Annotated in this window: 18 protein-coding genes; 7 read left to right on the plus strand and 11 right to left on the minus strand. The window is 60.8% G+C overall.

Annotated features, from left to right (window positions below; all coding sequences use genetic code 11):
* Nucleotides 1-42: 42 nt before the first annotated feature.
* From ACWHRL_RS13590 to ACWHRL_RS13600, 3 genes are all read right to left on the minus strand, one after another.
* Nucleotides 43-2,055, minus strand: coding sequence for a TRAP transporter permease (locus ACWHRL_RS13590; protein WP_447529661.1), 2,013 nt, complete (start codon nucleotides 2,053-2,055; stop codon nucleotides 43-45).
* A gap of 64 nt (nucleotides 2,056-2,119) precedes the next feature.
* Nucleotides 2,120-2,602, minus strand: a complete 483-nt coding sequence (locus ACWHRL_RS13595; protein ID WP_447529662.1) for a DUF1850 domain-containing protein — start codon at nucleotides 2,600-2,602, stop codon at nucleotides 2,120-2,122.
* Between the two features lie 21 nt (nucleotides 2,603-2,623).
* Nucleotides 2,624-3,583, minus strand: coding sequence for a TAXI family TRAP transporter solute-binding subunit (locus tag ACWHRL_RS13600; RefSeq protein ID WP_447529663.1), 960 nt, complete (start codon nucleotides 3,581-3,583; stop codon nucleotides 2,624-2,626).
* 284 nt (nucleotides 3,584-3,867) lie between these two features.
* Here ACWHRL_RS13600 and csiR point away from each other — a divergent pair, with 284 nt between their 5' ends.
* The 6 genes from csiR to gabT all read left to right on the plus strand — a co-directional run bounded on the left by csiR (nucleotide 3,868) and on the right by gabT (nucleotide 10,373).
* Nucleotides 3,868-4,557 carry a DNA-binding transcriptional regulator CsiR gene (gene csiR, locus ACWHRL_RS13605; protein WP_447529664.1) on the plus strand — a complete coding sequence of 230 codons (690 nt, stop codon included), beginning with the start codon at nucleotides 3,868-3,870 and terminating at the stop codon, nucleotides 4,555-4,557.
* Between the two features lie 78 nt (nucleotides 4,558-4,635).
* Nucleotides 4,636-5,814: an acyl-CoA dehydrogenase gene (locus ACWHRL_RS13610; protein ID WP_447529665.1), complete on the plus strand. Its 1,179-nt coding sequence runs from the start codon at nucleotides 4,636-4,638 to the stop codon at nucleotides 5,812-5,814.
* Between the two features lie 26 nt (nucleotides 5,815-5,840).
* Complete coding sequence (locus ACWHRL_RS13615; RefSeq protein WP_447894077.1) at nucleotides 5,841-7,055, plus strand: CaiB/BaiF CoA transferase family protein; 1,215 nt, start codon at nucleotides 5,841-5,843, stop codon at nucleotides 7,053-7,055.
* A gap of 220 nt (nucleotides 7,056-7,275) precedes the next feature.
* Nucleotides 7,276-8,085 (plus strand): EAL domain-containing protein, encoded by an 810-nt coding sequence (locus ACWHRL_RS13620; RefSeq protein ID WP_447529667.1) that lies wholly within the window; start codon nucleotides 7,276-7,278, stop codon nucleotides 8,083-8,085.
* On the plus strand, nucleotides 8,078-9,028 hold the full coding sequence (locus tag ACWHRL_RS13625) for a sensor domain-containing diguanylate cyclase (RefSeq protein WP_447529668.1): 951 nt from the start codon (nucleotides 8,078-8,080) through the stop codon (nucleotides 9,026-9,028). Before ACWHRL_RS13620 ends, ACWHRL_RS13625 begins: the two co-directional genes overlap by 8 nt.
* 67 nt (nucleotides 9,029-9,095) lie before the next feature.
* Nucleotides 9,096-10,373 (plus strand): 4-aminobutyrate--2-oxoglutarate transaminase, encoded by a 1,278-nt coding sequence (gene gabT, locus ACWHRL_RS13630; RefSeq protein ID WP_447529669.1) that lies wholly within the window; start codon nucleotides 9,096-9,098, stop codon nucleotides 10,371-10,373.
* Nucleotides 10,374-10,450: 77 nt separating this feature from the next.
* Here gabT and ACWHRL_RS13635 read toward each other — a convergent pair whose 3' ends face one another.
* From ACWHRL_RS13635 to ACWHRL_RS13665, 7 genes are all read right to left on the minus strand, one after another.
* Complete coding sequence (locus tag ACWHRL_RS13635; protein WP_447894078.1) at nucleotides 10,451-11,755, minus strand: TRAP transporter large permease; 1,305 nt, start codon at nucleotides 11,753-11,755, stop codon at nucleotides 10,451-10,453.
* A gap of 22 nt (nucleotides 11,756-11,777) precedes the next feature.
* Entirely contained in the window at nucleotides 11,778-12,290 is a 513-nt protein-coding gene (locus ACWHRL_RS13640; protein WP_447894079.1) for a TRAP transporter small permease, read from the minus strand.
* A complete protein-coding gene (locus tag ACWHRL_RS13645) occupies nucleotides 12,287-13,303 on the minus strand; it encodes a TRAP transporter substrate-binding protein (protein WP_447894080.1) in 1,017 nt (338 codons plus the stop codon). The genes ACWHRL_RS13640 and ACWHRL_RS13645 overlap by 4 nt, the downstream gene beginning before the upstream one ends.
* Nucleotides 13,304-13,521: 218 nt before the next feature.
* A complete protein-coding gene (locus tag ACWHRL_RS13650; protein WP_447894081.1) occupies nucleotides 13,522-13,770 on the minus strand; it encodes a YkoF family thiamine/hydroxymethylpyrimidine-binding protein in 249 nt (82 codons plus the stop codon).
* A gap of 45 nt (nucleotides 13,771-13,815) precedes the next feature.
* Nucleotides 13,816-14,610: an alpha/beta fold hydrolase gene (locus ACWHRL_RS13655; RefSeq protein WP_447894082.1), complete on the minus strand. Its 795-nt coding sequence runs from the start codon at nucleotides 14,608-14,610 to the stop codon at nucleotides 13,816-13,818.
* A gap of 158 nt (nucleotides 14,611-14,768) precedes the next feature.
* Nucleotides 14,769-15,815 (minus strand): DNA polymerase IV, encoded by a 1,047-nt coding sequence (gene dinB, locus ACWHRL_RS13660; RefSeq protein WP_447894083.1) that lies wholly within the window; start codon nucleotides 15,813-15,815, stop codon nucleotides 14,769-14,771.
* A 121-nt stretch (nucleotides 15,816-15,936) separates the two neighbouring features.
* Nucleotides 15,937-17,397: a protein adenylyltransferase SelO gene (locus ACWHRL_RS13665; RefSeq protein ID WP_447894084.1), complete on the minus strand. Its 1,461-nt coding sequence runs from the start codon at nucleotides 17,395-17,397 to the stop codon at nucleotides 15,937-15,939.
* Nucleotides 17,398-17,467: 70 nt separating this feature from the next.
* Between ACWHRL_RS13665 and ACWHRL_RS13670 the strand changes: the two genes are divergently transcribed.
* The gene (locus tag ACWHRL_RS13670; protein WP_447529674.1) at nucleotides 17,468-18,088 is read left to right on the plus strand and encodes a DNA-3-methyladenine glycosylase; all 621 of its coding nucleotides are present in this window, start codon (nucleotides 17,468-17,470) and stop codon (nucleotides 18,086-18,088) included.
* On the opposite strand, the gene ACWHRL_RS13675 is transcribed toward ACWHRL_RS13670, so the two are convergent.
* Complete coding sequence (locus tag ACWHRL_RS13675) at nucleotides 18,075-18,944, minus strand: NAD-dependent protein deacetylase (RefSeq protein ID WP_447894085.1); 870 nt, start codon at nucleotides 18,942-18,944, stop codon at nucleotides 18,075-18,077. The genes ACWHRL_RS13670 and ACWHRL_RS13675 overlap by 14 nt on opposite strands.
* Nucleotides 18,945-18,971 lie beyond the last annotated feature (27 nt).

Genomic DNA, 18,971 nt, shown 5'->3' on the forward strand with positions numbered 1-18,971 from the left:
ACTGTTCCGGGCTTTTTTATACGCGGTGGTTCTACGCTTGGGTTACGCCGTGACGGCGGGCGTTTCGCGCAGGCTGGCACGGTAGTTGACGCCGATTACCGCCGCGATCACCACCACGCCGGCTATTTCGGTCCAAAGGCTTGGGTAGAAGACGCCGAAGATCGCCGCCCCAATCGCCAGGCGCGGTAGCCATGACATGCGCGTAAACAGATACCCCTCGAGCGAGGCGGCAAAGGCGCACAGCGCGAAGATCGCGATCACCGCGTTCCAGACCACGACCAGCACCGGCCCGCCCACGATGATCTCCGGGTTGAACACCATGAACAGCGGGATCAGGTAGAGCCCTTTGGCAAACTTCCAGGCCTGGAAGCCGGTTTCCATGGGTTTACTGCCGGCAATCGCCGCCCCGGCAAACCCGGCCAGCGCGATCGGCGGAGTCACGTTGGAGTCCTGGGAGTACCAGAACACCACCAGATGCGCGATCAAAAGCGGCACGCCGAATTCACTGGTGAGCGCCGGCCCGACCAGCACGATCAGCACGATATAACTCGCCGTGACCGGCAGCCCCATACCCAGCACCAGGCTCGCCAGCAGCACCATGACCAGCGCAAGCACCAGGTTGCCGCCGGAGAAAGCGAGCATCATCGAGGAGAACTTGAGCCCCAGCCCGGTCAGGCCCACCACGCCAACGATGATACCCGCCACCGCGCAGGCCATGGACACCGCCACGGCGTTGCGCGCGCCAAGCTCCAGCCCTTCGACCAGCTTAACAAGCCCCGCCCACACCACGTTTTTGGTGCGCTCGAAGGTCACCGGATGGCCCTGGCCGGGGGCGACGAAGAAGTACCAAAGCGCGTAGCGAATCACCGCCACGGCGACCATGGTTACCACCGCGTAGTAGCCCACTCGCATGGGCGAAAGGTTCATGACCAGCAGCCAGACCAGTACCGCCAGCGGCAGTAAGAAGTGCCAGCCATCCTTCATCACTTGGCGCATTTTGGGCAGCTCGCTTCTCGGCATGCCCTGCATGCCTTGCTTTAGCGCGATGATATGCACGAAGAGATACACCGTGGCGAAGTACATGATGGCCGGCAGGATACTGATCTTGACGATGTCCAGGTACGGCGTATTGGTGTACTCGGCGATCAAAAACGCCCCGGCCCCCATCAGCGGCGGCATGATTTGCCCGCCGGTCGACGCCGCGGCCTCGATGCCGCCGGCCTGTTTGGGCTGATAGCCGAGCTTTTTCATGAGCGGAATGGTAAAGGCGCCGGTGGTCACCACATTGGCAATGGCGCTGCCGGAGATCGAGCCCATGCCCGCCGAGGCGAGTACCGCCGCCTTGGCCGGGCCGCCGCGCTGGCGCCCGGTGGCGGCGTAAGCCATATCGATGAAAAACCGCCCCGCGCCGGTGCTCTCCAAAAAGGCGCCGAACAGCACGAAAATGAAGATGTAGGTGGCCGCCACCCCGAGCGGCAGGCCGAAAATACCCTCCTGACCAAGATAAAGCTGTCCCGCTACGCGGTCGAGGGTATAGCCGCGGTGAGACAAAATACCCGGCAACCAATCGCCAAGCCAAGCCAGTTCCCCCCGGGGCCCGGCCAGCGCGTAGACGATCGCGATCAGACCGATGATGGTCATGCCAAACCCCACCGCCCGGCGGCTGGCTTCCAGCACCGTGACCGTGGCGATGATCGCCACGGTTATATCGGTCTGGTTCCAGAACCCGGCACGGTTGATGATCTCATCCAAAAAGAAGACCAGGTAGCCGCCGGTGATCAACGCGCCGGCAAAGAAGATCGCGTCGAGCGCCCAGCCAAGTACGCCGCGTGCTCGGGTCGGGCCGAACACGGGAAACATCAAAAACGCCAGCAACATGATCAGCGCCAGGTGGATACTGCGCTGATAGAAAAGCCCCAACGGCTGAATGCCCGCCGAGTAGAGCTGGAAAAGCGAAAGGGCAACCGCCACGATCGTGATGGCCCAAAGTGCCTGGCGGGGCTGCACCGCGTTTGCCCCCGGCATGACCACCGCAGGTTGAGTGGATTCGCTCATGGAGTCCTCGAAAGGGTTAGCAAGCAAAGAGTTTTAACGTCAAGGGATAGCCGCGGACACCGGCTCACGGCGCGGTGAGTTCGACGATCACCCGCTCACCGGGGGCGCGCTCGCTCAGGCTCACCGTTTCATGGCCGCTATCGGGCCAGGTGATGCGATGGCTCACCGAGAGCGCCCCTACGCGTAGCCGGTAGCGATTACCAGGCACGGCCTCGTCGATGGCATTGATCCAATAGCCGCCTTCGCCGTCGGAAACCTGCACCCCGCGCCCGGCAATATGGCCAAGGCCCGCGGCGAAGTCCGGCTGGTGGCTACGCTCCAGCACCATCTGCCCGCCGCGGTTCTGGTAACAGTCGAGCACGGTAAAGTGCGCCACCGAGTGGTTCCAGGCCATACACCAGCGGCTTTCATCGGGGATGGGGTGATCGAGCAGCACGGCGCCGGCGTCGCTGGTCACCGTCAAACGCGCCGGCGCCTGTCCCCAGGCACCGGCGCTTTGTAGCGCCGTCAATGAAAGCGCTATCAGCGACGCCGCTAGCCACTGCATGACCGAACGCCTCGGGTAGGCTTACGGACGCAGGCGATCGGGGATCTCAGCGCCGGTTTCTTCGAAGTAGCGGATGGCGCCCGGGTGTAGCGGCACCGGCGTGGACTCCATCGTGAACTCGACGGTGGTGTCGTTGGCCGCCGGATGAACGGCGATCAGCTCGTCGGTGTGTTCGAAAAGCACCTGGGTAAGTTGGTAGGCAAGCTCTTCGTCCATATCGGCGTTGACCACCAGGACGTTGGGAATACCGATGGTCTGCACCGCTTCGTCCATACCGTCGTAAAGACCGGCCGCCAGCTCGTAGGGGGCGAACACCTCTTCGTCTTCACGGGCGTTGGCAATCTCTTCCTCGGAAAGGCTTATCAAGCGGATATCGCGCGTAGCCGCCAGGTTCATGATCGAGCTGGTGGGCGGGCCCACGCTCCAAAAACCAGCGTCGATATCGCCATCGCGGATGGCATCGGCGGTTTCGTTGAAATTCAGCCGCTGCGGATCAAAGTCATCGTAACTGATACCGTTGGACTCGAGCAGCGCACTGACGTTGAGCTCGGTGCCGCTACCCGGCGCGCCTACCGACACCCGTTTACCGGCCAAGTCACTAATACTCTGGATATCGGACTCCGCAAGCGTGACCAGCTGTACGGCGTTGGGGTAGAGGGAGGCCAGCGCCCGGGTGTTTTCGACCTGACGGCCTTCGAAGTCGCCGGTGCCGGTGTAGGCCTGATAGACGGTGTCCGCCAAAGCGGTGGCCATATCCGCGTCGCCACGCATGATCAGCCCCATGTTCTCGACCGAGGCGCCAGTAACTTCCGCGGTCGCCTGCGCCCCTTCGATATGGTCGTTGATCATTTCGGCCAGACCGCCACCAATTGGATAGTAGACGCCGCCGGTGCCCCCGGTGGCAATCGAGAGCTGCTGTGCACTGGCGGGTAGCGCCAGCGCTAACATGGTCGTGGCGGCAGCGTATTTTAGCGTTCGCATGGGCGTTGTCTCTCTCATGGGTGCTTTATTGATATTGGAGTCGCAAGGTCGCGCAATGCGGCTTTGTGGTTTTTGAAAGCCGCTTTAATGACGTTAGCACGGTTTCAAAACAAACGTTAATGGGACGATAGTGCCATAGCCACGGCATCGTAAAAGCATTCGCCCCCGCTGCGCTCACCGGCCGACGCCTGGCGGCGCCCTTTCACGAAATAGCGTCACTTGAGATAAATTTTCAAAATTACGCAATAATGACGCCTATTTTGACCGCCACCCCAGGAGATTCGATGGAACCGCCCCTACCCCGGCCCAACCTGGCCATTAGCGCCTACCGCGATTTGAAGCGGGATATCATTCGCGGGCGCTACCCGCCGGGTGAGAAACTCTTGATGAGCCTTCTGAAAACGCATTACGGGGTGAGCACCGGCCCGCTGCGAGAAGCGCTTTCCCAGCTGGTGGCCGACCGGTTGGTGGTCGCCATTAGCCAGCGCGGCTACCGCGTCGCGCCCATGTCGCTTGCCGAACTGGGCGATATTTACGATGCCCGCGCCCAGCTCGAAGGCCTGGTGCTGGGGTTGGCCATCGAGCGTGGCGACGATGACTGGGAAGCCGACGTGCTGGCCACCGCCCACCGGCTGGGCAAGGTCACCGACGTCAGCAGCCCGGATGAGCTTCTCGATAACTGGGACCAGCGCCACCAGGCTTTCCATACCGCTATTGCCAGCGGCTGCAACTCCCCCCACCTGCTACAAATGCGCGATGCGCTGTTCAACCAGGTCGAGCGTTACCGCCACCTTTGGTTGCAGGAAACCGTGATGTCGACCAGTGCGCTGGCCCAAAAGCACCAGGAGCACAGCGCGCTGGTCGAGGTGATTCTGGCCCGGGATGGCGAACGCGCCGCGGGCATGATGCGCGAGCACCTGATGACCCCGGTACCGGTCATTACCGAGGTGCTACGGGCACGAGGCATCGACTAAAGTCGACGTTTTATAAAAATGTAGATATTTCTTTGAAACGGCGATACATTGCAAGTACTCAACAAGAGGGCTTTCGCCATGTCACGCTTTAACTGGGATGACCCGCTGCTGCTCGAGCAGCAACTTACCGACGAAGAACGCCAGATCCGCGACGCCGCGCGGGACTACTGCCAGCAAAATCTTCAGCCACGCGTGCTCAGCGCGTTTCGTGAGGAGCGCTTCGATCGCGAGATCATGTCCGAGATGGGCGAGCTGGGACTTCTAGGTGCCACCGTTGCCGAGGAGTACGGCGGCGCGGGGGTCAACAACGTGGCCTATGGGTTGATCGCCCGCGAGGTAGAGCGGGTCGACTCCGGCTACCGTTCGGCGATGAGCGTGCAGTCGTCGCTGGTGATGTACCCGATCGAGGCCTACGGCTCTGAGGAGCAAAAGCAGAAGTATCTGCCCAAGCTCGCCAGCGGCGAAATGGTCGGCTGCTTTGGCCTGACCGAGCCGGATCACGGCTCCGACCCGGGTTCGATGATCACCCGCGCCGAGCAGGTCGACGGCGGCTACCGCTTGTCCGGTGCCAAGACGTGGATCACCAACAGTCCGATCGCCGATATCGCCGTGGTCTGGGCAAAATCCGCCGCTCACGACGACCAGATCAAGGGCTTCATCGTCGAGCGCGGGTTCGAGGGCTTCTCCACCCCGAAAATCGAAGGCAAGGTGTCGCTGCGCGCCTCGATCACCGGCGAGATCGTGCTCGACGGCGTCTTCGTTCCCGAAGAGAACCTGTTGCCTAACGTCAGTGGGCTGAAAGGTCCGTTCGGCTGTTTGAACAAGGCGCGTTACGGCATTGCCTGGGGCGTGATGGGCACCGCGGAGTTTTGCTGGCACGCCGCCCGCCAATACACCCTGGACCGCAAGCAGTTCAACCGCCCGCTTGCCGCCAACCAGCTGATTCAGAAAAAGCTCGCCGACATGCAAACCGAGATCGCGCTTGGCTTGCAAGCCGCGCTACAGGTCGGCCGTTTGATGGATACAGGTAACTGGACGCCGGAAATGGTCTCGCTGATCAAGCGTAACAACTGCGGCAAGGCGCTGGATATCGCGCGGGTATCCCGGGACATGCACGGCGGCAACGGCGTCTCCGATGAATACGGCGTCATTCGCCACATGGTGAACCTGGAATCGGTGAACACCTACGAAGGAACCCACGATGTCCATGCCCTTATTCTGGGCCGCGCCCAGACCGGCCTACAGGCGTTTTTCTAATCCATCGCCCCGCGCAAGGAGCCCCCATGAGCGATACGCCAACGCCGCTTAAGGGCATTAAGGTGCTCGACCTTTCCCGCGTGCTGGCCGGCCCCTGGTGCGGCCAGACCCTGGCCGACATGGGCGCCGATGTGATCAAGATCGAGCGCCCAGGCCAAGGCGACGACACCCGTCACTGGGGCCCGCCCTGGCTTGGCGAAAGTTTCGAGTCCGCCTATTACCTGTGCGCCAACCGCGGCAAGCGCTCGGTCACGGTGGATATGGCAAAACCCGAAGGCCAGGCGCTGATCAAGACCCTGGCCGGCGACGCCGACGTGGTGCTCGAGAACTTCAAGGTCGGGGGGCTGAAGCGCTACGGGCTCGACTTCGAGAGCCTGAAAGCGATCAACCCGGGGCTCGTTTACTGCTCGATCACAGGCTTCGGTCAAGAAAGCCCCTACGCCCACCGGGCCGGCTACGACTTCATGATCCAGGCCATGGGCGGCTTGATGAGCCTGACCGGCCAACCCGACGAAGTGCCCGGTGGCGGCCCGGTGAAAGTGGGCGTGGCGATCACCGATATTTTCACCGGCCTTTACGCCACCAACGCCATCCTCGCCGCGCTGTATGCACGCCGCGAAAGCGGCGAAGGCTGCCATATAGACCTTTCGCTGATGGATGTTCAGGTGGGCGTTTTGGCTAACCAGGCCACCAACTACCTGACCTCCCACCAGGTACCCAAGCGGCTGGGTAACGCTCACCCCAATATCGTGCCCTACCAGGCGTTTGCCACCCAGGATGGACATATCATCGTCGCGGTGGGTAACGACGCCCAGTTCAAGCGCTTTTGCGCGGCGATCGGCCAGCCTGCGCTTTGTGAAGATGCCCGTTTCGCCACCAACGGTGCCCGGGTCGCCCACCGCGAGGCGCTCGTGCCGCTTTTAGAGGCAGCGATTGCACTCAGGCCCATCGACCATTGGCTTGCGACGCTGGAAAACGCCGGCGTGCCCTGCGGGCCGATCAATACCCTGGACCGGGTCTTCGAGGATGCTCACGTCAAGGCACGGGGGCTCAAGCAGACGCTGCCCCACCCCATGGCGGGCAGCGTCGACCTGGTGGCCAACCCGGTTCGTATCGACGGTCACGCGGTATCCGCCCAAACCGCCCCACCGCTTTTAGGCCAGCATACCGACAGCGTGCTGGAAGAAATCGGCATCACCGCCGCCCAGCGCGAAGCACTCTATAAGGCGGGTATCATCTAGCGCAGCCTCGAGCGCCAGCACCGGGCGCTTAAGCCAACTTCGCCCCTCCTGAAAGCTTTTTCAACATAAATTAAAAGGGTGTGTGGACCTTAACGCCCGTCATGTACGCAACCCCCCTCTGCGACTAAACTGCTACGATTCACATTGAAGTCACGCGTCATAAAACGCGCCAAGACGTGTTGAACACCCAAAACACCAAGGGCTTAACAGAGGATTTTTCATGAGTAACTGCGCTCGGGTAGAGGGTCGGTGTAATCGTTGCGATGGAGAACTTCCCTTTGATTTCACCATGGCGTTTCAACCTATCGTGGATCTATCGAAAGCGCAGGTCACCACGTATGAAGCGCTCGTGCGCGGTGTGAACGGCGAGTCCGCCTGGAGCATTATTTCCAAAGTCACCGACGACTTGCTCTACCGCTTCGATCAGGCCTGCCGGGTCAAAGCCATCGAGATGGCAAGCGCGCTGGGGATGCAGACCGACCTTTCGATCAACTTTCTCCCCAACGCGGTATACGAACCCCACGCCTGCATACAGGCGACCCTGGAAGTTTCCCGGCGCGTTGGCTGGCCCACCAGTCGCCTGGTGTTCGAGATCACCGAAACCGAGCGCGTCGAGGACCGTCATCACCTGGCCAATATCATCGATGCGTATCACAACATGGGGTTCAAGACCGCCCTGGACGACTTCGGCAACGGCTACGCCAATCTGGATCTACTCACAGACTTGAACCCCGACACGCTTAAAATCGATCGTGAAATCGTCATGAACTGCGACAGCGACCCGCGCCGCCAGGCCCTGCTCAAAGCGGTCGTTTCGCTGGCCCAGGAGCTCGACACCATGGTAATTGCCGAAGGCATCGAAACGCACAGTGAAGCGCTTTGGTTGGCCCGCGCTGGTATTATGCGCCAGCAAGGCTACTTTTATGCCAAGCCCGCTATCGACTCGTTGGGTGAGGACCTTACGCCACGGCTCGTGGCACTGCGAGACGAAGCGCTCGCGCATTTAAATCCCGGAGTGGTGAATGCCTGACATTTCGGCCCAGCAATTACAAGAAATGGTAAAACGCTCCAAACGCAATGCGTGGAGCGTACTGACTAGCGCGCCCATAGGAATCTGCGTCACCGATAACCGGGGCTGTTTCGAGCTCGTCAATCCAGCTTACTGCAACTTTTACGGTTACACCCAGGAAGAGCTCATCGGCCAGCACTTCACTGTCATGGTATCGCCGGAGTACCGCGAAAAGGCTGGCGCCATGCACGATGAGTTCCTTCAAGGTACGCAACCGACCGAGATGCGCCAGGAGTGGCAGGTTTTTTGTAAAAACGGCGACTTGCGCACCATCATTGCCGAAGCCGCTCGGGTAGAAGGCGATGATGGCACCCCGCGCAAAGTGACCTTCGTGATCGACATCACCGAACGAAAACAGCTGGAAGAGCGGCTGCGAGAGGCGAACGACCGCCTGGACCACCTGGCCAGCCACGATGGCCTTACCGGGCTTTTGAACCGGCGGGCTGGAATTTGCCATCTCAGCGAAGAACTCAAGCGCTGCCGGCGCTATGGTGGCGATCTCAGCGTCATGATGTTCGATCTGGATCGCTTCAAAACCATCAACGACACCTATGGCCACGCGACCGGCGATACGGTGCTGACCGAGCTTTCCGCCGCGATCAACAACAGGCTTCGCGCCACCGACGTGCAGGTGCGCTTAGGGGGCGAAGAGTTTCTGGTCATCATGCCCGAAACCAGCAGTAGCGAAGCCCAAACCGCCGCCGAGCGTCTTCGCGCCCACATAGAAGAACAGACCTTCACCGAGCATGCACTGACGATCACGCTCTCCGCCGGTGTCGCCAGCACCCCGGCCTCCTGCGCCGAGGATTTGATCGAGCGCGGCGACCAAGGCATGTACCGTGCCAAGGCGCAGGGGCGTAATCGGATCGTGGTGGCTCAGCCAGAGGCACCCGCAGAATTTTAATAGCGGCGTAGGCGTACTATGCTAATGCCCTACCCGTGATTCATGCCCAATGCTAAAGGAACCCGCCATGACCAATGCCGAGCTTAACGCGCTAAAGCAAAAATACGTGGCCGCCGGCGCGGCAAGCCCCGCCACGGCCTTTGCCGCCCGTGCCGAGAACGCCGAGATTTGGGATGCCGACGGCCACCGCTTCATCGATTTTGCCGGTGGCATTGGCGTACTCAACATTGGCCACCGCCACCCGAAGGTCGTCGCGGCGGTCAAGGAACAGCTCGACAAGGTAATGCACACCTGCCAGACCGTCATGCCCTATGAAGGCTACGTGAAGGTAGCCGAAAAGCTCAGCCAGGTCGTGCCGGTACGCGGCCATGCCAAGGTAATGCTGGCCAACTCCGGTGCCGAGGCGCTGGAAAATGCCGTGAAGATCGCCCGTGCGGCCACCGGCCGCCCCAACGTGATCTGCTTCGACGGCGGCTATCACGGGCGTACCTTCTACACCATGGCGATGAACGGCAAGGTTGCGCCCTACCAGACCGACTTCGGCCCGATGCCGGGCACCGTCTTCCGTGCGCCCTATCCGGTGCCTTATCACGGCATCAGCGAAGACGAGGCGATTCGTGGCTTGATGATGGCGCTGAAAACCGACGCCGGCCCGACCAACACCGCTGCCATCGTACTCGAACCCGTGCTCGGCGAAGGCGGCTTCTACGCCGCCCCTGCCTCCTTTCTCAAACGCGTTCGCGACATCTGCGACGAGCTCGGCATCTTGATGATCGTCGACGAAGTGCAGTCGGGTTTCGGGCGTACCGGCAAGCTCTTTGCCATCGAACACAGCGACGTCGAGCCCGACATCATGACCATGGCGAAAAGCATGGCCGATGGCATGCCGATCTCCGCCATCGTCGGTACCGATAAAATCATGGACGCCTCTGGCCCCAACTCGCTGGGCGGCACCTACACCGGCAGCCCCACCGCCTGCGCCGCCGCCCTGGCGGTACTCGAAGTGTTCGAGGAGGAAAACATTCTCGAGCAGAGCCTGGCGCTGGGTAACAAACTGGTCAAACGTTTCCACGAGTGGCAGAACAAGTTCGACTGCATCGATAACGTGCGCAACCTGGGCGCCATGGCCGCTTTCGAGCTGGTCACCGAGAAAGAAGGCAAAAAGGCGCCGAACCCGGACCTGGCCGGAGCGCTTTGCAAAAAAGCCCGCGAAAAAGGCCTGATCCTGCTCTCCTGCGGCATGTACGGCAACACCATCCGCTTTTTGATGCCGATCACCATCGAAGACGACGTGCTCAACGAAGGCCTGGACATCATCGAATCCTGCCTGGATTCGCTGACCTGATCGCCGAGCCAAACGCCGCCTGAACGCAAAAACGCCGCCCTACCGGGCGGCGTTTTTGTTTATCCCGCACTAACGGCTCAGCCAGCCATGAAGCGTGGCAGCCAAAGCACCAGGCCGGGCCATAGGCTAACGATAATGGCCGCCAGGCACATCAGCAAAAAGAACGGCAGCGCCGCCCAGGCCACGCGACCGATACTTTCCCCTGTCAGACTTTGCAAAACGAAGAGGTTGAAGCCCACGGGCGGGGTGATCTGGCCAAGCTCGATCATGATGATTAGAAAAATGCCGAACCAGATCGGGTCGAACCCTGCCAGCAGCACGATCGGAAGCGTAATGGGCAGGCTCATGACGGTAATCGAGATGCCGTCCAAAAAAAGCCCCAGGACGATATAAAAAACAGCCAACGCCAGCAACAACATGGCCGGGCTGAAGTTCTGTGTGGCAATCCAACTGGCAAGCTCGCGGGGAAGGTGCAGATAGCCCATCGCCGTCGACAAAAGGGTCGCGGTGATCAACAGGCTACATACCATGATCGAGGTAATCAGTGTTCCCCGAAAGGCTTCGGTGAGCATGGCCAAATTGATCTGCCGCTCGGCGCCCAACAGTACCAGCGTAGCCGCCACGCCTACCGCCGCCGCCTCGGATGGCGTGGCGATGCCGCTGTAGATCGAGCCGATCACGATCGAGATCAGAATCAAAATGGGCAGTAAAAGCAGAATCGACTGGCCAATGGACTGCTCATGCGCCACCTGTTTAGGAGCAAGCGCTGGAGACATCAAGGCGCGTATACCAATGTAGCCGCTATACAGAAACGCAATCACAAGCCCCGGGACAACGCCCGCCATGAACAGCTGGCTGATCGAAACCTCCGCCTGAACGCCGTACACGATCATGACGATCGAGGGCGGAATCAGTAGCCCTAGACTCCCCGCGCCGGCCAGCGAGCCGATCGACAGGTGCCGGTCATAGCCGCGCTGCTTGAGCTCTTGGGTGGTAATCTTACCGATGGTGGCGGTGGTGGCCGCACTCGAGCCGCTGACGGCGGCAAACAGCGTACAGCCCAATACATTGGTGTGCAGAATACCGCCTGGCAGCCGACTGGTAATCGGCACCAAACCTTTGAAAAGCCGCTCCGAGAGATTCGAGCGAAAGATCAGCTCGCCCATCAAAATAAATAGCGGAATCGCCGAAAGCTCCCAGCTATTGCTGGCCCGATATAAAATCCGTGAGAAGATCAAACCGATACGATCAGCGCTGAAGTCCCCGAAAAGCCAGAGCGAGCCAATGGAAACCGCCAGCATCGAGGCGAATATCCAGGTCCCCATTGAGAGGAAAAACACCAGCAGCAGCGCCACGCCAACGGCCGTCCAGAAAATATCCATAGTTCGTTCCTGTTAGCCAAGCCTAGGCCGTGGGAGATGAGTACCGCGAGCGCAGTAACACGATTTTTAATGACCTCACTAATAGCGTAAGTGAAATCAGCCACATGCCAATGAGGATGGCGCCTTCGGGAAGCCAGATAGGCGTTTCGGCCAGGGTCTCACTTACCACGCCACGCTGATAGCTGCGCTGAACGTTTTGCAGCCAAAATGTGGAGAGCCATAAAAAACAGCCGGCGGTAACCAGGCTGCTGAAAAGCTCTAAAGGCCACCGCTTGGGTTCGGGTATGCGCTCCATGAGCAGCGACACTCGAATCAAACCGCCTTTTTCGAGCACGTAGGGAAGCCCCAGAAACGCCATGGTCGCCACGGCGTAGCCGATATATTCATCCAAAATGAAGGTAGAGCGACCCAACAGGCGCATCACGATTTCGAGAATGATATGGCCAAACATGTAGATGATGAGCGCCACGGCAATCGCGGCGCCCGCACGGTTGAGTAGCTTCGACGCTTTTTCCATTAGCTCGAAAAACCTCATTGCTGGCCTCTAAATTCATCCAGGATCGTTTCGCCGATGTCGCCAATGTTCCCCAGCCAGTTTTCGATTACGTTGCTAGAGGCCTCGGAGAGCGCGTCACTTAGATCTTGCGATACGGGGTCGCTGACCTCGACGTCGTTCTCCGAGAGCATCTGGTAGTTCTCCTCGGTACGCGTTTCAACGGCGGACCAGTTGTACTGGTCGGTCAGGCGAGCGGCTTCGAGCACGGCCTGCTGCTGCTCTTCGCTGAATGAATCGAACACGGCCTTGTTCATGTGCACCATGTTGAGCGGGATGGCGTACTGAACAGCGGAGAAGTGGTTTTGATGCTCCCAGAAGCTGCCATTGGCGCCGGCCTCGGCGGAGGTAAGCACGGCGCTGATGCCGCCGGTGGCCAACTGCGGCACCACATCACCCCAGGAGAGGCTGACCGGCGAGGCGCCGACGTTTCTAAAGGTCTCGGTGCCGCTGCGATCGAAGGTGAGAATCTTTAGATTCGTTAGATCATCGGCGCTTTCGATTGCATCCTTCGACCAGATACCGCTGGGCGGCCAGGGCGAGGCGTAAAGCAGCACCTGGTCGTTATCTTCGAATACGTCTTCGTAATAGGGTTTGGCAATGTCGTAAAGCTGGCGGGCGTCTTCAATATCATTGACTAGAAATGGCAAGGAGGAGAGCAAAAAGAGCGCATCCACACCGCTCATGGTGCCGGAGAGGGTATCGGCGATATCCACGGCGCCATCGGCCACTGCGTAGAAGTGGTCACCGGAATTAAACCCAAGCGCGCCACCGGTATGCAGCGTAATGTCGATGTCACCGTCCGTCAGCTCTTCTACCTTGTCGATAAAGTAGGCGTCGCCTTGGGCGTGAATCGAGCTTGCGTTGTACTCGTTGGAGAAGTCCAGGCTGAACGACTGGGCATACGTCTGGCCGCTTACCAAGGCCAATCCCAAGGCCGTTAGAAGAGTTTTACCGGTGTGCAGCCGGTGAGCGCTACGTTGTATGAGAGTCATGGTGTCAGGTTCCCTGCCGATTTTTATTAAGGTTCTTTTTCAATTTACCTATATCAGCAGGCGGACTGTTTCCATTAACGACTTTTAGACACCAGGACGCGACACAATCGCCAACGAAAACTAAAGAATTATTTACTTTCAACGCTCGTTGAGGGCAATAAAATGCCGCTCTGGATAAGCGGCATCGGGCTTGAAAAGTTCTGTTCAATAAAACCGAATTACCTGGGTCGGCGATCCCCTTCTAGAAAATTCGCCGTGAATACCGCTTTGCCGTGGGTCTCGAAGGACCATTTCATGACATCGTTAAGGGCGGCCATGACCGCGTCGAATTCGCCGAACACCTGAGTGCTCATGCGGTTGGGGTGAACTTCGAGCCCGCTTTGCTCCAGGCGCTGGACGACCTCCTTGACCACCGGTTTGAAGTCATCGGTCAGCGGGTAGTAGCTTAGCTGTACGGAAAGATACATGGTCGCTCTCCTGGTCGTTATCGATAGGGCTTGGGGTAAGGCGCCTCAATGGGCCTGGATACGCTGCCAGGCATCGAGAATCGCCGTGCGGGTCTCCTCCGGGTGCTCCATGGGGAACATATGCCCGCCCGGCACCTGGTTGACCGACATTCCCTTACGCTGCAGGCGGCCAATGCGCTTGGGTGTCAACAGGTCAGAGCCCGCGCCGGCGACGATTTCCACCGGCACCTGAACCCGGGCCAGCCGGAACGAAAGGTGATCCGGCAAATTGCGAAAGATGGCGACCTCGACGCCGGGTTCGAACACCAGCTCGGCTTGGCCGCCCTCGAGTAGCCGGGTGCCTGTTTCAACATAGTCGCTAAGCGCCTGTGGGGTAAAGGTGCGAAAAAGCCCACGGCTTTTGAGCGAGGTGGTCATCGCCTCGCGGCTGGGCCAAACGCTTCGCCGGTTGCGCGTTTTGCCGGCCGGGGTGATCCGGTCGACGAAACCAAAGCGCTTGGCCGCTTTCAACGCCCAAGCATCGACGCCCATCATCAAGGGCGGGTCGAGCATGACCACGCCGTAAAAGCGCTTGGGCTCGCGAAGTGCGGCCATGGCCATCAGGGTGCCGCCCAGCGAGTGGCCCACGCCCAGCACCTTCGTGTGCGTAGGCAGGTAATGTAAAAGCTCATCGACCAGGTTGGACCAATTGCGATTCACCGGGAAGCGCGGGTGGTGCCCGACCCGGTCGATAGGCTGAAGATCGAAGTGCTCGGCCAAGGGTGCCAGCAGGCTTTTGTAACTGTCGCCGGTAAAGCCGTTGGCGTGGGCAAAGACCAGGGGAGGACGTGAAAGTGTCATAAGGGCTCTGTCATAAGGGCTTTTTAATAAAGGCTCTGGCAGTATAAGAAATAGTACGGTCCGGCGGTCCGGGGCGCAGCAGCCATTAGGCCGCTATCGGTCATACAGATGTTTTAATCAAAGCCAGAACCGGCGTCAAGGCCAAGCCCTTGGGGCCCTTAAAACAGCGAAAGCTGGGTGTCCGGGGCGCCGTCGGCCAAACGGTAGCCCACCCCCAGCAGGCGAACCGGGCGCGCCCCGCGGGCCCAGCCAACGTTCAAAAGCGATTCGAACTGCGCCATGTTCGGCGCGGGGTCGGCGTGCTCGACCGTGGTTTGGGTAAAGTCGTTGAACTTCACCTTGACCATTAGCCCCTTCACCGCCGGGGGCGGGTCCAGTCTTGCGTAGCGCCGCTCCAAATCGCTCAAAAGCTCGGGAAGCTCGCCCCGGCACGCCTCGAGCGTGGGCAAATCCTGGGAGTAGGTTTGTTCGGTGCTGATCGACTTGCGCTCGCGGTGGGTCTTGACCGGGCGCTCGTCATGGCCGCGGCTTAGATCAAACAAACGTTTACCAAAGCGCCCGAAGTGCTCGATCAGCTCGGTGAGCGCTCGGGTGCGCAGGTCCGCGCAGGTGTGGATATCGAGGCTGGCCATTTTTTCCGCCGTGCGCGGGCCGACACCGTGAATCTTTTTGACCGGCAGCGCCTCGACGAAGCGCTCGACGTCGTCGGGCGGAATCACGCACAGGCCATCGGGCTTGTTCCAGTCGCTGGCGATCTTGGCCAGAAACTTGTTGGGGGCAACGCCGGCGGAGACGGTAATGCCCACCTCCCGGCGCACTTTCTCGCGAATGGCCTGGGCCATCAGCGTGGCGCTGCCTTTGAACTGGGTTACCTGAGAGACGTCCAGAAACGCCTCGTCCAGTGACAGCGGCTCGATTAGCTCGGTCATCTCGCGGTAGATGGCAAACACCTGGCGAGCCACGTCCTTGTACTTGGCCATGTCGCCACGAATGATGGTGAGGTGCGGGCAGCGTTTGAGCGCCTGGCCCATGGGCATGGCGGAGTGGATGCCGTATTCCCGCGCGGGGTAGTTGCACGTGGCAACCACGCCGCGCTGCTCCACGGAACCGCCAATGGCGATAGGAATATCCGCAAGCGCCGGGTTATCGCGCATTTCGACCGCTGCGTAGAAGCAGTCGCAGTCACAGTGAATAATCTTGCGCACGGGCCCCTGCTTACCTCCGTGTCGAAAAGCAGCGCCACGTGAAAAGCCACCGCCTTAACTGTAAAAAATCACAGTATAGCATAGCCATGACGCGCTCCCGCCATGCCATGGCGTGTAGCGGCTAGGTACCGCAGAAGGTGCGCAGTACCTGTTCGCTGCTGGTGGCCGGCGCGGCCAGCCGGCGCGCGCTGGACGACTCATCGAACGGGTGGGTTACCGCCGCCAGCAGTGTATGAAACGGCGCAAAATCCCCCTGAAGGGCGGCGTCGATGACCTCTTTCACGCGGTGGTTACGGGGAATGACCACCGGGTTGGCACGGCGCATGGTGTGCTGACGCGTGGCGTGCTCGGCCAGTTCGCTGCCCCGCCATGTCTCGAGCCATACGTCTAACGCTTTGGGCGTTTGGGAGAGCGCCAACAGCGCCTCGCGGCTGGCGTCGTCGAAGTCGATGGCGTAATGGGTCAGCGCATCGAAGGTGGCGGTCATGTCCATGCGCCCTTGCTGCATCAGCGTTTCGAGCTCGTCCATCAGGGTGTCGGCAAGCTCTTTGGCATCCTCTTCGAGCCCCAGCTTGGCAATACGCAACTGCCGCCGGGCATGATCGAAGTGCGTGTCGAAACCGCGAATCACCTCTACCGCGCGCTCGACGCCTTCTTCGCCCTGCACGTTCATCAAGGGCAGCAAGGTTTCGGCAAAGCGCGCCAGGTTCCACTGGGCCGCCGCGGGCTGGTTACTGAAAGCGTAGCGCCCGCCTTCGTCGATCGAGCTGTACACCTTGCTCGGGTCGAACTGCTCCATGAAGGCGCAGGGGCCGTAGTCGATGGTCTCGCCACTGATACTGGTGTTGTCGGTATTCATCACGCCGTGGATAAACCCGACGCTCATCCAGCGGGCGACGAGCTCGGCCTGACGGCGGGTCACGCACTCGAGCAGCGCCAGGTAAGGGTCGTCTTCGGTCATGACCTCGGGGTAGTGGCGCTGGATGACGTAGTCCGCCAGCGCTTTTAAAGTAGCCTGGTCCTGACGTGCGGCAAACTGGAAGGTGCCCACGCGAACGTGGCTCGAGGCGACCCGAGTGAACACCGCGCCGGGCTCGGGCATTTGGCGCACTACGCGCTCGCCTGCGGCCACCGCCGCCAGTGCCCGGGTGGTGGGCACGCCGATAGCGGCCATGAACTCGCTGACCAGGTATTCGCGCAGCACCGGCCCAAGTGGCGAGCGACCGTCGCCGCCGCGGGAGAACGGCGTTCGCCCGCTGCCCTTGAGCTGGACATCCCAGCGTTTGCCCTCGCTATCCACCACCTCGCCCAGCAGCAGCGCGCGGCCATCGCCCAGTTGAGGCACAAAATTGCCGAACTGATGCCCGGCGTAGCCAAGCGCGACGGGGCTTGCGCCGTCAGGGATAGCGTTGCCGCTAAACCACTGCGCAAGCGTGGCGTCATCCGGCACGGCGCGGGCGCCAAGCGTTGCGGCGAGCGCCTCATTAAAGGCGATCAAGCTGGGCGATGCCACGCCCGAAGGCTCGCAGGCACGCCACAGTGGCTCGGGAAGCGTTTGGTACTCGTGATCGAAGTTCAGCACTAAGGCCTCCACTTTCAATAGTCGGGCTGGGGTAATACCCTAGCACCTGACTCAAGTTTATGGCGATATCATGGGTTTTCCTAATATTTCCGAATCCTCGCTCAATACTCCCCTGCCCCGGCCGTTTTATAACCGCGATACCCTGCTGGTCGCACGCGAGCTTCTGGGCTGCCAGTTGGTGCGCCGGGTGGGCGATGAGCTGGTCGCCGCCACCATCGTGGAAACCGAAGCGTACCGGGGTGCTGCGGACTCCGCCTGCCACGCCCACCGGTGCAAAACGCCGCGCACCGAGGCAATGTTCGGCCCGCCCGGCCACGCCTACGTGTACCTGGTGTACGGCATGCACTGGCTTTTGAATATCGTCACCCAGCCCGAAGGCAACCCCTGCGCGGTGCTGGTGCGTGCGGTCGAGCCTGCCGTCAACGAAGAGGCCATGCGCTACTACCGCCCCATGCAGGGCAAGGCGCTCTGCAACGGCCCGGGCAAGCTCACCCGGGCACTGCAAATCGACAAATCGCTTTACGGTGAAGACATGACCCGGCCGGAACAGCTTTGGGTCGCCCGGGGTGAGGCCGTTGAGCGTATTTCGAGCGGACCGCGTGTGGGTATCGACTACGCCGCCCCGGCGGATCGCGACGCGCCCTGGCGGCTTTGGGTGGCGGATAACCCTTGGGTCTCTAAAGCGCGTTAGTGCTGGTTTGCTCCAGGCATGTCAACGCGTGAGCCAGTACCGGCGTAAGCGGCGCGCGCCACTGGTGGGTGAGCAGGTGATCGGCCCGGGTCACGCCCAGCGAAAGTGACGCCACCGGCAGGCCCCGGGCGTGGGCCTCGCGGCAGAAGCGGTAGCCGGAGAACACCATCAGCGAGGTCCCCACGGCCAGCACCGCACTGGAGCGGGCCAGCGCCGCCTCGGCTTCGAGCCGGCGCGCCATGGGCACCACGTCGCCGTAATAGACCACGTCGGGCTTCAATATCCCGCTACAGCGTGGGCAGTCGTACACCTTGAAGCTCGAGAAATCGGTTTCCAGATCCGCGTCGCCGTCCGGGGCGTGGGCGGCATCCATTGCCGCAAAGCGGGGATTCATGCGCGCCATTTCCGCGTGCATGGCGTAGCGCATGATGCTGTAACCGCAGCGCATACAGCTCACCGTATCCGCCCGGCCGTGCAGGTCGACCACGCGCTTCGAGCCCGCCCGCTGATGAAGCCGGTCGACGTTTTGCGTCACCAGCATTTCCACCATGCCCTTGGCTTCGAGCGCGGCCAGCACGCGGTGCGAACCGCCCACCTGGGCGCTGCCCAGCGCCTTGAAGCCGATCAGCGCCCGCGCCCAGTAGCGCTTGCGCACGCTGGCACTTCCCATGAAGTCACCGTGCTGTACCGGCGGCGAGCGTTTCCACTGGCCGTTGGCATCGCGGTAATCGGGAATGCCGCTGTCGGTGCTGACCCCGGCACCGGTAATGATGAAAAGCCGCGGGTGGCGAAGTATGAACACCGCCAACTCTTCGCCCGCCTGCTCGACTTCAGTCAGGTTTTTTATCTGCGTCAATACTTCACCCTAGGAAAGCGGTTAACA

It is taken from the genome of Vreelandella sp. GE22, from assembly GCF_968212445.1.

Excerpts from the sequence above, each read along its gene's own strand:
- ACWHRL_RS13670 (WP_447529674.1), top strand. The coding sequence starts at position 17,468 with ATGGGTTTTCCTAATATTTCCGAATCCTCGCTCAATACTCCCCTGCCC.
- gabT (WP_447529669.1), top strand. The coding sequence starts at position 9,096 with ATGACCAATGCCGAGCTTAACGCGCTAAAGCAAAAATACGTGGCCGCC.
- ACWHRL_RS13635 (WP_447894078.1), bottom strand. The coding sequence starts at position 11,755 with ATGGATATTTTCTGGACGGCCGTTGGCGTGGCGCTGCTGCTGGTGTTT.
- ACWHRL_RS13590 (WP_447529661.1), bottom strand. The coding sequence starts at position 2,055 with ATGAGCGAATCCACTCAACCTGCGGTGGTCATGCCGGGGGCAAACGCG.
- ACWHRL_RS13625 (WP_447529668.1), top strand. The coding sequence starts at position 8,078 with ATGCCTGACATTTCGGCCCAGCAATTACAAGAAATGGTAAAACGCTCC.
- ACWHRL_RS13595 (WP_447529662.1), bottom strand. The coding sequence starts at position 2,602 with ATGCAGTGGCTAGCGGCGTCGCTGATAGCGCTTTCATTGACGGCGCTA.
- csiR (WP_447529664.1), top strand. The coding sequence starts at position 3,868 with ATGGAACCGCCCCTACCCCGGCCCAACCTGGCCATTAGCGCCTACCGC.
- ACWHRL_RS13610 (WP_447529665.1), top strand. The coding sequence starts at position 4,636 with ATGTCACGCTTTAACTGGGATGACCCGCTGCTGCTCGAGCAGCAACTT.
- ACWHRL_RS13645 (WP_447894080.1), bottom strand. The coding sequence starts at position 13,303 with ATGACTCTCATACAACGTAGCGCTCACCGGCTGCACACCGGTAAAACT.
- ACWHRL_RS13655 (WP_447894082.1), bottom strand. The coding sequence starts at position 14,610 with ATGACACTTTCACGTCCTCCCCTGGTCTTTGCCCACGCCAACGGCTTT.
- ACWHRL_RS13620 (WP_447529667.1), top strand. The coding sequence starts at position 7,276 with ATGAGTAACTGCGCTCGGGTAGAGGGTCGGTGTAATCGTTGCGATGGA.
- ACWHRL_RS13640 (WP_447894079.1), bottom strand. The coding sequence starts at position 12,290 with ATGAGGTTTTTCGAGCTAATGGAAAAAGCGTCGAAGCTACTCAACCGT.
- ACWHRL_RS13600 (WP_447529663.1), bottom strand. The coding sequence starts at position 3,583 with ATGCGAACGCTAAAATACGCTGCCGCCACGACCATGTTAGCGCTGGCG.
- ACWHRL_RS13650 (WP_447894081.1), bottom strand. The coding sequence starts at position 13,770 with ATGTATCTTTCCGTACAGCTAAGCTACTACCCGCTGACCGATGACTTC.
- ACWHRL_RS13615 (WP_447894077.1), top strand. The coding sequence starts at position 5,841 with ATGAGCGATACGCCAACGCCGCTTAAGGGCATTAAGGTGCTCGACCTT.